The 13,916-nt window shown below is 73.3% G+C and carries 12 protein-coding genes; 8 read left to right on the top strand and 4 right to left on the bottom strand.

The window, feature by feature from the left end; genetic code table 11:
* The first annotated feature begins 139 nt into the window (after positions 1-139).
* A complete protein-coding gene (locus QSK10_RS26805) occupies positions 140-1,570 on the top strand; it encodes an FAD-dependent monooxygenase (protein ID WP_285665881.1) in 1,431 nt (476 codons plus the stop codon).
* Positions 1,571-1,605: 35 nt separating this feature from the next.
* On the opposite strand, the gene QSK10_RS26800 is transcribed toward QSK10_RS26805, so the two are convergent.
* The 4 genes from QSK10_RS26800 to QSK10_RS26785 all read right to left on the bottom strand — a co-directional run bounded on the left by QSK10_RS26800 (position 1,606) and on the right by QSK10_RS26785 (position 6,394).
* A complete protein-coding gene (locus QSK10_RS26800) occupies positions 1,606-1,989 on the bottom strand; it encodes a VOC family protein (protein WP_285665880.1) in 384 nt (127 codons plus the stop codon).
* 118 nt (positions 1,990-2,107) lie between these two features.
* On the bottom strand, positions 2,108-5,089 hold the full coding sequence (locus QSK10_RS26795; protein WP_285665878.1) for an AfsR/SARP family transcriptional regulator: 2,982 nt from the start codon (positions 5,087-5,089) through the stop codon (positions 2,108-2,110).
* Between the two features lie 191 nt (positions 5,090-5,280).
* Positions 5,281-5,613 carry a DUF5713 family protein gene (locus tag QSK10_RS26790; protein ID WP_285665877.1) on the bottom strand — a complete coding sequence of 111 codons (333 nt, stop codon included), beginning with the start codon at positions 5,611-5,613 and terminating at the stop codon, positions 5,281-5,283.
* 1 nt (position 5,614) lies between these two features.
* Positions 5,615-6,394 (bottom strand): DUF3027 domain-containing protein, encoded by a 780-nt coding sequence (locus QSK10_RS26785; protein WP_285665875.1) that lies wholly within the window; start codon positions 6,392-6,394, stop codon positions 5,615-5,617.
* A 35-nt stretch (positions 6,395-6,429) separates the two neighbouring features.
* Here QSK10_RS26785 and QSK10_RS26780 point away from each other — a divergent pair, with 35 nt between their 5' ends.
* The 7 genes from QSK10_RS26780 (at position 6,430) to larE (ending at position 13,696) form a co-directional block, all read left to right on the top strand.
* Positions 6,430-7,848, top strand: a complete 1,419-nt coding sequence (locus tag QSK10_RS26780; RefSeq protein WP_285665873.1) for an MFS transporter — start codon at positions 6,430-6,432, stop codon at positions 7,846-7,848.
* Positions 7,849-7,858: 10 nt separating this feature from the next.
* Positions 7,859-8,464, top strand: coding sequence for a futalosine hydrolase (locus QSK10_RS26775; protein WP_285665872.1), 606 nt, complete (start codon positions 7,859-7,861; stop codon positions 8,462-8,464).
* Positions 8,457-9,263, top strand: coding sequence for a 1,4-dihydroxy-6-naphtoate synthase (locus QSK10_RS26770; protein ID WP_285665871.1), 807 nt, complete (start codon positions 8,457-8,459; stop codon positions 9,261-9,263). Before QSK10_RS26775 ends, QSK10_RS26770 begins: the two co-directional genes overlap by 8 nt.
* Before the next feature lie 61 nt (positions 9,264-9,324).
* Complete coding sequence (locus QSK10_RS26765) at positions 9,325-11,295, top strand: hypothetical protein (protein ID WP_285665870.1); 1,971 nt, start codon at positions 9,325-9,327, stop codon at positions 11,293-11,295.
* 36 nt (positions 11,296-11,331) lie between these two features.
* Positions 11,332-11,721, top strand: coding sequence for a cold-shock protein (locus QSK10_RS26760; protein WP_349497707.1), 390 nt, complete (start codon positions 11,332-11,334; stop codon positions 11,719-11,721).
* A 138-nt stretch (positions 11,722-11,859) separates the two neighbouring features.
* On the top strand, positions 11,860-12,231 hold the full coding sequence (locus QSK10_RS26755; RefSeq protein WP_285665868.1) for an MmcQ/YjbR family DNA-binding protein: 372 nt from the start codon (positions 11,860-11,862) through the stop codon (positions 12,229-12,231).
* 52 nt (positions 12,232-12,283) lie between these two features.
* Positions 12,284-13,696 carry an ATP-dependent sacrificial sulfur transferase LarE gene (gene larE / locus QSK10_RS26750; RefSeq protein WP_285665867.1) on the top strand — a complete coding sequence of 471 codons (1,413 nt, stop codon included), beginning with the start codon at positions 12,284-12,286 and terminating at the stop codon, positions 13,694-13,696.
* Positions 13,697-13,916 lie beyond the last annotated feature (220 nt).

The following is a 13,916-nucleotide window of genomic DNA, read 5'->3' as shown; positions in this document are numbered from 1 at the left end:
TCTGACCGGGCGGGCCGTTCCCGTTGCGGGACAAGGAGAACCACGTACATCAACAGGTGTTGACAAAACCGGGGAGGAGGCGTTCACTGTAGTCAACAGTCGTTGGCCAACAGATGTTGACCAAGCCTTTGGAGGGGTCATGGCACACAATGGGGCAGCCGCCACGGACGTCATCGTCGTCGGAGCCGGGCCGACCGGGTTGATGCTGGCCGGGGACCTCGCCCGCGCCGGAGTGGGCGTCACCCTCATCGAGCGCCGCGAGACCGACTCCAACCTGACGCGCGCCTTCGCCGTCCACGCCCGCACCCTGGAGGAGCTGGACGCGCGCGGCCTCGCCGACGAGCTGCTCGCCACCGGCACGCGCCTGTCGGCGCTGCGCCTGTTCGGCGGCGTCCGCGTCGACCTGTCCAGGCTCGACTCGCGCTTCCCCTACCTCCAGGTCACCCCGCAGTACGAGGTGGAGCGTGTGCTGGAGAAGTACGCGCTGGCCAACGGCGCCGTCATCGAGAAGGGCGCCCGCCTCATCGGCCTGCGGCAGGACGCCGACGGCGTCGACCTGGAGGTCGTCACCGGCGACCGCGTCACCCGCCGCCGCGCGTCCTACGTCGTCGGCACCGACGGCGTCCGCAGCTCGGTCCGGCAGGCCCTCGGCCTGGACTTCCCCGGCGGCTCGGCGATCAGCTCCGTGATGCTCGCCGACGTGCGCTTCACCGAGAACCCCGGCGAGGCGCTCTTCGCCCGCGCCAACGACCAGGGCCTGGTCTTCATGGCGCCCTTCGGCGACGGCTACTGGCGCGTCATCGCCTGGGACCGCGCCACTCAGCTGCCCGACAGCGCGCCGGTCGACGTCGCCGAGCTCAAGGACCTCATGACCCGCGTCATGGGCACCGACCTGGGCCTGCACGACCCGCGCTGGACCTCCCGCTTCCACAGCGACGAGCGGCAGGTCACCGACTACCGCGTCGGCCGCGTGTTCCTGGCCGGGGACGCCGCGCACGTCCACTCCCCCGCCGGCGGGCAGGGCATGAACACCGGGATACAGGACGCGGCCAACCTCGGCTGGAAGCTCGCCGCCGCCGTCCACGGCCACGCCCCCGAGGGCCTGCTCGACACCTACCACGCCGAGCGCCACCCCGTCGGCAAGGCCGTCCTGCGCACCAGCGGCGCCCTGCTGCGCATGGCCACCCTCAAGACCCGCGGCGCCCGCACCCTGCGCGACACCGTCGGCTCCCTGGCCACCGGCATCCGACCGGTCGCCGCACGCGCCACCGGCCGCGTCAGCGGCCTCGCGATCGCCTACGGCGCCCCCGCCGGGTCCCACAAACTCACCGGCACCCGCGCCCCGGACCTGACGCTGACCGAGGGACGCCTGTACGAGGCCCTGCGCGAGGGACGGCACGTCCTGGTCCTCGGGCCGGACGCGCCCGCGCCCGCCGACGCCGGGCGCGCGCTGGTGGTCCGCGCGACCGAAGACACCCCGGCACTGCTGGTGCGGCCCGACGCCTACATCGCCTGGGCGGGCGAGGCGCCCGGCGCGCGGGCCGGACTGGCCGCGAGCGGACTGCTCTGAGCGAAAAGGGGCCCGGCTCACGCCGGGCCCCTTTTCTACTTGGCGATCTCCCAGATGTGGCCGCCCGGGTCGCGGAACGACGCGGTGCGGATCCCCCACGGCCGGTCCACCGGGCCGTTCAGCAAGGCCACGCCCTTGTCCTTCAGCCGCGCGCAGACCGCGTCCACGTCCTCGACGAACAGGGTGATCTGGAAGCGGTTGCCCGACTCGGCCGCCGCGACGGCGCCGGGGGCGATGAGCTCGGGGGCGGCGGACACCGCGAGGAGGTTGACCATGGTCGAGCCGAACATGAAGCAGGTCGATTCGGCGTCCTCGAAGTGCACCGGCACCTCGAACACCTCGGCGTAGAAGCGCTTCGCCGCGGCGAGGTCCTCCACGAAGAGGGTGACGGCGGCGAGGCCGCCGGGCCAGTCGGTCATGCGAGGGCCCTTCGTTCGAACGGATGTTCGCTTGAGGACACTACCCCATGGGGGCGGGGTGGGGTGGGTGAAGACGGGGGCGAGCAGGGGTTTCGGGGGAGCTGGCGGGTGGAGGCGGTCAGCAATCCCGCGCGGCCGGGGCCCCGCCCGCCTTGGCCAGCAATTCCTCCAGCGGCGCGGTGAGCGGGCTGTCCGGTGACAACGCGGTGAGCGCCTCTTCGGCATGGGCGCGTGCCGTGACCGGGTCGCCCTCCGCCAGCGCGACCTCGGCACGGATGTGCAGCGACTTGGTGAGCACGCGCGGCACGCCGATGGCGCGGCACGCCTCCAGGCTCTCATCGGCCAATTCCCGGGCGCGCCGGAGATCTCCGCGCCGAAGTTCGAGCAGCGCCCGGACCCGCAGCGCCCCGGCCCGCGAGGCCAGCAGGGCGGGGCCGTTCGCATCCGCCAGCACCGTGTCGAGCAGCCTCTCGGCCTCATCGAAGTCACCCTCGCCGACGTGCACTTCGGCGATGTAGATCCGGCAGCCGATGCCGGCGTTGATCTGCCCGAATGCCGCGTACAGCGCCGCGGATCGGTGCAGGTTCGCCACCGCTTCGCCGGGCCGGCCCAGTAGCCCCAGCATCTGACCGCAGATGCCGGTCGCGTTGGCGATGCCGGCCCCGTCCCCGACCCGCTCGAACAACTCCAGGGCCAGGGCCGAGTGGGCGAGGGCCTCCTCGGTCCGGTCGGATCGGTTGTTGGCCGCCGAGATGTTCATCCAGCCGCGCAGCCCCAGCACCAGCGGACCGTCCCCGAGCCCTTCGAGGGCGTTCTCGCCCCAGGCGGTGACGGCCCTGGCCAGCCGGAAGTCCCCGAGGGCCCGGTGGATCGAGCTGAGGTCGAAGCACACCGCCACCGCGCGGACGAGGTCCCCGCTGCGCCGGTACGCGACGCGGGCCCGCCGCGCGTACGCCCTGGACCCCGCGAGATCGAACTCCAGCCGGAGCAGGACGGCCTGGGCGATGCCGAGATAGGCGTGGGCCTCGCCCCCGAGCCGGTCGCGGTACGCCCACGCGCCGTCCAGCATCGCCCGGTAGTCCTCGCCGCGGAAGTCGTGCACGAGGAAGGTCGAGGTCGCCCCGAACAGCCGCCAGGCGATGTCGGGGTCCCCGGCGCGCCCGGCCTCCGTGGGCGCCGACAGCAGGAGCTCTCGCTGCGCCTGGAACCACGAGCGCGGATCATCGGCCGTCAGCGCGGCGACCGCGGGGTCGAGGGCGGGCAGGCCGTCCGGGGCGTCGGGCGAGAGGTAGCGCAGGAACGGCTGGGCCTCGTCGGCCCGGATCGCCGCCGCCAGCAGCGCCCGGTATCCCCGGCGCAGGTCGGCCCCGTCGGCGGCGTCCTCGCGGGCGAAGAGGCGCACCAGGTCGTGCAGGGTGAACCGGCGCGCCGCGCCTTCGGCGTCGGTGGAGCGGAACAGGAACTGCGCCTCTTCCAGCTCCCTCGCCACGGTCTCCGCCCCGGCCGCGTCCAGGCCGGTGAAACCGGTCAGCGTGCCCAGCGAGAACTCGCTCACCGGCAGCCACGCCGCCAGTACCAGCATCGTGCGGGCCGCCTCCGACAGGCGCCGGTACCCGATGTCGATGCAGGAGCGCACCCGGCGGTCCCCGTCGGCGAGCTCGTCGAGCCGCCGCTCCTCGGTGGCCAGGCGGGTGAGCATGCGCCCGTAGCCCAGGTCCCGGCGGCGGGACATGCGGGCGGCCACGATGCGGACGGCCAGGGGCAGCCGCCCGGTGAGGTCGACGAGGGCGCCGACCTCACCGGTACCGGCCTCGTGCCCGGACAGGCGCGTCACCAGGTCGGCGGCCTCGGCGTCGGTGAGGACGCCGAGGGGGACGTCGGTGGTGCCGAGGCCGGGGAGCGCGTTGCGGCTGGTCACCAGGGCCGCGCCGCCGGGGCCGGGGAGGAGGTCGCGGATCTGGGCGGCGTCCAGGGCGTTGTCCAGGACCACCAGGACCCGCCGCTCGGCCAGCAGTGCCCGGTAGAGGGCCGCCCGCTCGGGCACGCCCGCCGGGATCGCGTCGCTGGACACCCCCAGCGAGCGCAGGAAGACGTCCAGGACGGCTCCGGCCGCGCGCGGCTCGGGGTCGGCGCCGCGGAGGTCGATGAACAGGCAGCCGTCTGGGTGGTGCGCCTCGACGGCCCGGGCCACGCGGACGGCCAGCGCGGTCTTGCCGATCCCGCCCAGCCCGACCACGGTCGCGACGCCGCCGTCGCGCAGCGCGGCGGCCAGCAGTTCCTCCTCGGCCCGGCGGCCGACGAAGTCGCGGATCTCGGCGGGCAGCTCCATCGGCCGCGTGCGCCGTTCCGGCCCGGCCAGCCAGCCCCGGACCAGCGCGAGCGCGGGTCCCAGGTCGCCGCCCAGCCGCCCGCCGAGCTCACCGAAGGCGCGCCCGGGGTCGAGGCCGGTGGCGGTGGTGATGGCCTCGGCGGCGCGGGCGTGGGCGGCGCGGGCGGCCGGGAGGTCCCCGGAGAGCGCCAGCGCGAGGACCTCCACGTGCGCGGGCCGCTCGCGGGGAGGTCCCTGGGCGAGCAGGGCGCGTGCGCCGGCGACGGCCTCGGCGTGGTCGCCGGCCAGCAGGGCGGCGATCAGCCCGTTCTCGGCGACGGTGAGGCGTTCCTCGTCCAGCGCGGCGAAGCCTGGGAGCTCGGGCACGGGCCCGCGCCACAGCCCTTCGGCGCGCCCGAACAGGTCGCGCGCCCTCGCCCATTCGCCGCCGCGGGCGGCGGTCGCGGCGGACTCGGCGAGCTCGCGGAACTCGGCCAGGTCCGTGGGCAGGTCGAGCAGGTAGCCGGCGGGCTCCAGGCGCAGGACGGCGTGCGCCTCGGCTCCGGCGGCGGTGAGCGCCGCGCGCAGGCGGTGGACGGCGATCTGAAGCTGGTTCGCCACGGTCTTGGGCGCGTCTTCGCCCCACACGGCCTCGATGACCGCGTCGCGGGCCACCGGGCGACCGGCGTCCAGCGCGAGCACGGCGAGCACGGCGGCGGGGCGGCCGCTCAGTTCGACGGGGGTGCCGGCGGCGAGAAGACGGACGGGACCGAGGACGGCGGCGCGGATCATGGGACGACGAGACCTCACGGGGCACGGGCACGGACGGCTACGCGGGCCCAATACTGCTACGGCGGCGCGCCTCCGCCCAACCGCCGCCGGGCGCATCGGCAGAGGCGAGGGATCAGAGGGATCGCGCAGACGTGGTGGGACCCACGCACACGCCCCGTGGGCCGACGGCAGCGATCACGACCAGCCCGGACTCACCAGTCCCGCGGCGCGACCAGCTCCTCCAGGTCGGCCTCGGCGAAGCCGTAGGCCGTCGCGACGGTCTCCATGTCCTCCGCGATGGCCTCGCGGGCGACCGTCTCGATCTCGCTGTCGGCGTCCCAGAACTCCTCCTGGAGCTCATTGAACTCCTCGGTGGCGGCGTGCGTCAGGACGTAGAGCCCGGCCAGGTCGGCGGGGGGTTCGGCGTCGAGGCGGGCGCAGAGGCGCACGAAGATGTCGCGGCCCTTGTCCAGCAGGTGCGCGGGGTAGTACTCGTCGCCGCGCAGGGACTCCAGGAAGACGTGTTCGGCGAGGGGACCGGCCACGTCAGTCGTCCAGGTCCTCGACGGCGCCGTCGTCGTAGACGGTCTCCAGAGCCTCCAGGGCGGTCTCCTCTTCGGTGAGGACCTCGGAGTGGGCGCCGCAGCCGTGGTCGGCGGAGACCACGCGGGCGTCGTCGGCGGCGTAGAGGTTGCCGCAGACGCCGAAGGCCTGGCGGAGGGAGCCGGCGAGCTGGAGGTAGAAGCCGCAGGTGCCGCAGCGGGCGTCGGCGGGGGCGCTGGTGGAGATCTCGGCGGTCGGGCCGGAGTCGCCCTCGTACCAGCGGGCGGCGGTCTCCAGGCGGCCCTCGCGGTTCATCACGCGCTTGCGGCCCACGCCGAGCTCGACGGCGATGTCCTCCACGCCGTCGTCGTCGGAGAGGACGTAGGCGGGCATGAGCCGGTCGTCGTCGGGCGCGGTCGGCAGGAGGTCGCCGACGCCGACGTCGCCGGGCGCCAGGCGCTCCGACCACGGGACCCACACCGGCGCGCTGATCGCGTCGTGGCCGGGCAGCAGCGCGACCTCGCAGACGGTGACCTTGCGCGCGCGGGGCGCGCGGGTCACGACCACGGCCCACTGCCAGCCCCGGTAACCGGGCAGGTCGCAGTCGAACAGGTGGGTGACGAGGCGCTCGCCCTCGTTGACCGCCTCCAAGTACTCGCCGACGCCGTCGGCGTCACTGTCGGCGAGGGCCTCACGTGCGACGTCGACCGCATCGGCACAAGTGCGGTCAAGTCGGGCGCGGCGGGCGACGGTAGTAGTGGTCACGGGCCTATTGTTGCTCACGGTTCGTGGTCGCCGGGAACGGGGATGATAGGGCTGTGCGCCGACTCATCGTCACGCTGTTCCGCGCCCTCCGGAGCATCGCCCGAGGCGCGTTCGGGGCTCTGCGCGCCCTGAGCGGTTTCGCCCGCCGTCAGGTGGGCTCCGCGCGCGAAAAAGGCGGCGGCGGGGAGCAGGGCATGATGCGCCTGCTCGACCTGCACGCCGCCTCCTGCGCCGGGGACACCCTCGTGGCCGTGGGCCTGGCCGGGACGATCTTCTTCAGCGTCCCCACCGACCAGGCGCGCGGCCAGGTCGCCCTGTACCTGCTGGTCACCATGGCGCCCTTCGCGCTGCTGGCGCCGCTGGTCGGGCCGGTGCTGGACCGCGTCCGGCACGGCCGCCGCTACGCGCTGGCCGCCACCATGCTCGGGCGCGCGTTCCTGGTGTGGGTGGCCGCCGACAACCTGCGCTCCCTGGCGCTGTACCCGGCCGCGTTCGGGATCCTGCTGCTCAGCCGCTCCTACGGGGTGGCGCGCTCGGCGGCGCTGCCGCGGCTCCTGCCGTCCAGCCTCTCGCTCGTGGAGGCCGGGGCGCGCGCGTCGCTGTACGGGACGGTCGCGGGCGCGGTCGTGCTGCCGCTGGGGATCCTCGCCTCGCTGGCCGGGCCGCAGTGGGTGCTGCGGCTGGCGGCGGTGGTGTTCGTGGCGGGCATGGTGGTCGCGCTGCGGCTGCCGCCGCGCACCGACTCCCAGCCGCCGGAGACCGTCCCGCGCCTGTTCGGCAAAGGCCGCCGGGTGCTGACCGGGCGGCTGGTGTGGGGGACGCTGCTCGGCTCGGGCGCGCTGCGCGCCTGCTACGGCTTCCTCGCCCTCTTCCTGATCTTCCGCGCCCGCGAAGGCGACTTCCCCTTCGCGGCGAAACTGCCCGCGCAGACCGCCGTGGGCGTGGTCGCCGCGAGCCTGGGCCTGGGGACGTTCATCGCCACCGCCGTGTTCACCAAGCTCGCCATCAAGCGGCCCCTGCTCGTGCAGACCGCCGCGCTGGCCGCCACCGTCACCGTCGCGGCGGCCACCGTGGCCGTGTACAACCTGGCGACGGTCGCCGTCCTGTGCTTCACCGCCGCCTTCGCCTCCGGCGCCGCCAAGCTCGCGGTGGACGCCGTCATCCAGGAACGCGTGCCGCCCGAGGTCCGCGCCAGCGCCTTCGCTCACTCCGAGACCCTGCTCATCCTCGCCTGGGTCGCCGGTGGCGCGCTCGGCCTCGTCCCCGTCACCGGGGCCCTCGGCCTGGCCGGGATCGGCGCCCTGCTGCTGGCCGCGACCGTCCGCACCGCGCTGGCCGCCCGCGTCCCCGACCCGCTCACGGGTACGCCGAGTGGTGACGCGGAGGAACCGCCGGACACCCCCGGGGAGGACGGGGCTCCGCCCGGCTACCACCTGTACCGACCCGGGAAGAGGTCCAGAGCACAGGACTAATGTCGGTGCCGTGACTCTCCTCATCGTCACGGCGGTCGACGCCGAACGCGACGCGGTTCGCGCCGGGCTCAAAGACAACGCCGACATCTCCGTACAGACCATCGGCCTCGGGCCCGCGCAGGCCGCCGCCGCGACCGCGCTCCTGCTGGCCAAGGGCAACTACACGGGGGTCATCTCCGCCGGTATCGCCGGAGCCTTCGCCGGCCGCGCCGAGATCGGCGACACCGTCATCGCCACCCGGGCCATCGCCGCCGACCTGGGCGCGCAGTCGCCGCGCGGCTGGCTGCCCGTGGTCTCCCTCGGCTTCGGGGGCGTCAGCTCCATCAGCTGCGACGTGAACCTCACCAAGGACGTCGAGGGCCAGCGCGGGGCCGTCCTGACCCTCGCCACGGTCACCGGGACCAAGGAGACCGCCGAGGAGCTCGCCGGGCGCTACCCCGACGGCACCGCCGAGGCGATGGAGGGCTTCGGCGTGGCGACCGCCGCGAAGCTGGTCGGCATCCCCTTCGCCGAGATCCGCACCATCTCCAACATCGTCGGCCCCCGCGACAAGGACGGCTGGAAGCTCCAGGAAGCCTTCGCGGCCCTGACCAAGGCGGTCGGCGGCCTTGCTTGAGCTGGCCTACTCCCCCTGCCCCAACGACACCTTCGTCTTCCACGCCTGGGCCCACGGCCTGGTCGAGGGGCCCGAGGTGAACGTGACCTTCGCCGACGTCGACGTCACCAACCACGCCGCCGAGCGCGGCGAGTTCGACGTGGTGAAGGTGTCCTACGCGGCCCTGCCCTGGCTGCTGGACCGGTACACGCTGCTGGACTGCGGGGGCGCCCTCGGGCGCGGCTGCGGGCCGCTGGTGCTCTCGGCGGGCCGTACCGACCTGAACGGGGCGACCATCGCCGTCCCCGGTGAGCGCACCACCGCCTACCTGCTGTTCCGGCTGTGGCTCCAGGGCGTGGAGCCCGGCCGCATCGAGGTCGTGCCCTTCCACGAGATCATGCCGGGCGTGCGCGACGGGCGCTTCGACGCCGGGCTGGTCATCCACGAGGCCCGCTTCACCTACCAGAACTTCGGGCTGACCGCGCTGGCCGACCTCGGCGAGTGGTGGGAGACCGAGACCGGGAACCCGATCCCGCTGGGCGCGATCCTGGTCCGCAAGGGCCTGGACGCCGCCGCGATCGCCGAAACCGTGCGCGCCTCCGTCCGGCACGCCTGGCAGGACCCTTCGGCGTCCCGCGAGTACGTGCTCGCGCACGCCCAGGAGATGTCGGACGACGTCGTCGACCAGCACATCGGGCTCTACGTGAACGGCTTCACCGAGCGGCTCGGGGACGAAGGCTACGCCGCCGTCCGCGAACTGCTGGGACGCGCCGCCGAGGCGGGCCTGGTGCCGCCGGTCGAGGTGACCCGCGCGGCGTGAGCCTGACTCGCCGGGACCGGGTAGGGCACGTAACCTGGTCGGCTGGAGGAGAGGTGGGCCAGTGACGACCACGCTACGACGTTCGTTGCCCGCGGCCGGGGTGCTGGCGGCGAGCTGGGCGGTCCCCTGCCTGACGCACCTGATCGGGGTGGACTGGCTGCTGCCGCCGCTGATGGTGCTGGCGGTGGCGTCGGTCCTGCGGACCGGGCGCTCCCTCCTCGACCGGATCATGGTGTCGGTCTTCGTCACCGCCGCCGGGATCATCGTGTTCGGGCTGGTCTACTCGGCGTGGCCGTGGGGGCTCAGCCCGATCGCGATCGCCGGTACCTGGTTCAGCGGGCTCACCGTCATCGCGGTGCTCACCGGACGGCGGCCGAGCATCCCCACGCGGCTGCTCGGCACCGACGTCCTGGTGCTGGCCGCGCTGGTCGTGGGCGGGCTGTGGGCGCGCTGGCCGGTCCTGGGCAAGCCCTCGCTGATGCCGTCCCTGGTGTTCACCTCGGCCCGCGAGGACTTCTTCCGGCACTTCTCGCTCTTCGACGCGATCGTGAACTTCGGGGGCTACCCGCTGTTCAATGAGCCCGAAGTGCAGCGCATGACCGCCGACATGGACGTCTACCCGCCCGGCGCGCACTTCCTGTACGCCGTGCTGGACGTGTTCGCGCGCAGCAGCACCGCGCCGGGGGACGCCGAGACGCAGCTGTGGCACTACTACGGCTACACCGCGATCGGCTTCGGCGTCCTGTGCGCGGCGATCGTGTGGGCCGCGCGCTGGGTCGCCGGTCCCTCGCTGGCCGGCTGGCGCCGGACGGCGATCATGTCGGTCGTGGCGGTGCTGGTGGTCTCCGGGCCGCTGACCACGCTCTTCTGGCAGGGCTACGACTCCGAGATCGTCGGACTGGCGCTGCTGGCGGTGACCTTCGCGGTCCTGCTGCGCCCGGCCGCCTCGGCCCGGGAGTGGATCACCCTGGTGGCGCTGATGGCGGCGGCCACCGTGATCACCTACAACCTGTTCGTGCTGTTCCTGCCCGCCGCAGCGGTCGCGGCGGTGTGGCTCTACCGCAAACGGCTCGCGCCGATCTGGAAGTTCACCGTGGCCGCGGTGGCCCTGTCGGGACTGGCCGCGTCCTTCGTGTTCTGGCAGCAGCTGATGGTCGGGCTCGGGCCGTCCCACACCAACGAGGTCGGCGGGATCGTGCCCTTCGACCGGCCCTCGGTGGTGGGGCTGTCGCTGCTGGTGCTGGCCGCCGTCCTGACCCGCACCGGGCGCCGGATCGCGGTGTGGCCGATCGCGGCGGTGACCGTGGCGGTCGGGCTGGCGATCCTGCTGGCCTTCGCCGTCCAGCAGCTGGCCACCTTCGGCGAGACCCGCTACTACCTGGAGAAGCTCGTCCACGTCGTGTACGTGCTCGCGCTGGCTGGGTTCGGCGCGCTGGGGCTGTTCCTGAAGCCGTGGCGGCGGCTGGCGATCTCGCGCCGCGCCGACGAGGGCGCGCTGTCCATCGCGGCGGTCATGGTCATGGTCATCGGCGCCGGGCTCATCCCGCTGGGGCCGGTCATCTTCACCGCCAGCCCGAACTTCCACGCCGGTCCCAACACCACGTGGGCGCGCGGCTGGACGGCCAAGAAGATCCTCTCGCCCTTCGTCGTCCCGACCCGGGCGCTGCTGAAGTCGGGGCTCCTGGACGGCTCGCCGACCCTGGTCATCTACTCCGACGACGGGCACCTCAACCGGCACGTCACCATGTTCGCCGGGATCCTCGACCGCGACACCGGCACCGTGACCGAGCCGATGGAGGTGGTCAACGTCCTCGACTGGCTCGGCCGCCCCGCGCTCGACTCCAACGGGGTCATCACCGGCGCCTCCCGCGACTCCCTGAACACCCTCGAAGGCGCCATCCGCGTCTTCGGGCGACCGCTGCGGGTGATCGTCGCCGACAAGACCCTCGCCGCCGAGCTGGCCGCCTTCTCCACGGCCAATCCGGACCTCAAGCTACGGGTGGAGCACCTGCCGGAGATGCAGCTAGCCTAGGCGGGTACATGTTGCGACTACGAGCTGAGGTCAGCGGTGCCCACGGGTCGAGTGAAGTGGTACGACACCGAAAAAGGTTTCGGATTCATCTCCCGCGATGACGGCACGGGCGATGTCTTCGTGCACAAGGCCGCCCTGCCCGAGGGCGTGGAAGCACTCACCCCCGGCCAGCGCCTCGACTTCGGCGTCATGGACACCCGCCGCGGCGTCCAGGCGATGACCGTGAAGATCCTCGAAGCGCCGCCGTCGGTCGCCGCCGCCCAGCGCCGCAGCCCCGAAGAGCTGAACAGCCTCATCGAGGACATGATCAAGGTCCTGGAGATGAAGGTGCTGCCCTCGCTGCGCCGGGGCCGCCACCCCGACCGCAAGGCCACCGCCAAGATCGCCGAGGTCGTGCACGCCGTCGCGCGCGAGCTGGAGGTCTAGGCGCCGCCCCCGGGCGGGTATGTCGTACCCGCCCGATAGCGTAGGTTTCGGGCACGGACGGAGTGCGCGCTTCGTCCGGGCCTGCTCTATTTCAACGGACCCGCTCCATTCCAGCGGGTCTTGTCGCAGGGCGGTGCGATGCTCGGTGACATGGTGAGCGTGGACGAATGGGCGGCCATCGCCGAAGCCCTGCCCGAAGTGACCGAACGCCCCGCCTGGGGCATGACCTGCTACCGCGTCCGGGACAAGATCTTCACCTCCTTCGACCCGGAGCGTCCCGAGACCGTCGGGGTGGCCGTCGACCGCGACGAGCGCTCGGTCCTGATCAGCGCCGAGCCGGGCAAGTTCTCCATGACCAACCACGACAGCGTCTACCACTGGGTCCGGGTGACCCTGGACGCCGTCGGCGCCGGGGAGATGCGCGAGCTGCTGGAGGACGCGTGGCGAATGAAGGCGCCCAAGCGCCTCGTCAAGGCCCACGACGAGGCCGCGGCTCAGCGGGACGAGTAGCCCGCACCACATCGCCCGCCCCCGGCTCCGGCCTACACGTACCCTCGGTTCCGTGAAGGAACCCGCCGTCGGCTTCGATCTCGACCTCACCCTCTTCGACACCCGGCCCGGCATCGCCGCCACGTGGGCCGTGGTCGCCGAAGAGACCGGACACGCCATCGACGGGGAGTGGATCGTCGGCCACCTCGGGCCGCCGATCGAGGACCTGATCGCCCCGTTCGTCCCGGCGGAGGAGATCGACGCCGCCGTCAAGCGGTACCGCGAGATCTACCGCGACCACGGAGTCCCGGCCTCGCCGCTGCTGCCTGGCGTGCGGGAGGCCTTCGCGGCGATCCGCGCCAACCACGGGCGGATCCTGGTCATCACCGGCAAGAACGCCCCGGACGCCGAGCGGCATCTCAAGCACGCCGGGCTGGAGGCCGACGAGGTCATCGGCTGGGTGTGGGCCGAGGAGAAGGCCGAGGCGATGCGCGAGCACGGCGTGTCCGTCTACATCGGAGACCACCCGGCCGACGTGGCCGCCGGGCGCTCGGCGGGAGCGGTCGCGATCGGCGTCCTCACCGGCAACAACACCGCCGAGGAGCTGTCGGCCGAGGTCACCATGGCCGACCTGAGCGGATTCCCCGCGTGGCTGGAGGAGCACCTCACCCGGACGCGCCTGGCGCGGCTGGAGGAGGCCCTCGCCCGGTACGACCACCTCGTGGTGGCCTTCTCCGGCGGCGCCGATTCGGCGTTCCTGCTGGCCGCCGCCGCGCGCTTCCTCGGCCCGGACCGCGTCACCGCCGCCACCGCCGTCTCGGCGAGCCTGCCCGCCGCGGAGCTGGACCGCGCGCGCGAGTTCGCCGCGTCCCTCGGCGTCGAGCACGTCACCCCCGCCACCGACGAGATGGCCCGCGACGGCTACCGCGCCAACGCCGGGGACCGCTGCTACTTCTGCAAGGCCGAGCTCCTGGACGTGCTGGGGCCCATCGCGGGCGAGAAGGACGCGACGGTGGCGACCGGCACCAACGCCGATGACGCCGTCGCCGGTTTCCGCCCCGGCATCCGCGCCGCCCACGAGCGGGGGGCGGCCACGCCGCTCAAGGACGCCGGGCTCACCAAGCGCCAGATCCGCGCGCTGTCACGGGAGTGGGGACTGTCCACCTGGGACAAGCCCGCCGCCGCGTGCCTGTCCAGCCGCGTCGCCTACGGCATCGCCATCACCCCGGCGCGCCTGGCGCGCGTGGAGCGGGCCGAGGCCGCGCTGCGGGCGGCGCTGGCGGCGAAGGGGGTTCCGGTGCGCGACCTGCGCGTCCGGGACCTGGGCGAGAGCGCGAAGGTGGAGATCGACGCGGAGTTGGTGGCGGAGCTGAGCCCGGAGATCCTGTCGCATGTGGACGGATGGGCGCGGGTCACGGTGGACGAGCGCGGATTCCGCTCGGGCGCGATGAACGAGCTGCTGCCGGAGCCGGAGAAGTACCGCTAGGGCCGACCCGTCACATGGGTTGGGACGGACGGCAGGTGTAGGGAGGTCGTCGGTCTCTCGCCCATCGCCCCTCGTCGATCATTGACGAAAGCACTCCCATCGCTGGGAGTCCTCCGACTCACCTGCCGCCCGCCCCGATTCAGTGTCGCCGCGAGGCGTACATCGAATACTGGCCGCGGGTTCTGAGACCGTCCTGGGACGAACCTGGGATTCGGCTGGG

Source organism: Actinorhabdospora filicis, from assembly GCF_030269765.1.
In the GTDB taxonomy this organism is placed as follows: domain Bacteria; phylum Actinomycetota; class Actinomycetes; order Mycobacteriales; family Micromonosporaceae; genus Actinorhabdospora; species Actinorhabdospora filicis.
This window is presented reverse-complemented; position numbering and strand designations above follow the sequence as displayed.

Excerpts from the sequence above, each read along its gene's own strand:
- QSK10_RS26805 (WP_285665881.1), top strand. The coding sequence starts at position 140 with ATGGCACACAATGGGGCAGCCGCCACGGACGTCATCGTCGTCGGAGCC.
- QSK10_RS26800 (WP_285665880.1), bottom strand. The coding sequence starts at position 1,989 with ATGACCGACTGGCCCGGCGGCCTCGCCGCCGTCACCCTCTTCGTGGAG.
- QSK10_RS26795 (WP_285665878.1), bottom strand. The coding sequence starts at position 5,089 with ATGATCCGCGCCGCCGTCCTCGGTCCCGTCCGTCTTCTCGCCGCCGGC.
- QSK10_RS26755 (WP_285665868.1), top strand. The coding sequence starts at position 11,860 with ATGCTCGGTGACATGGTGAGCGTGGACGAATGGGCGGCCATCGCCGAA.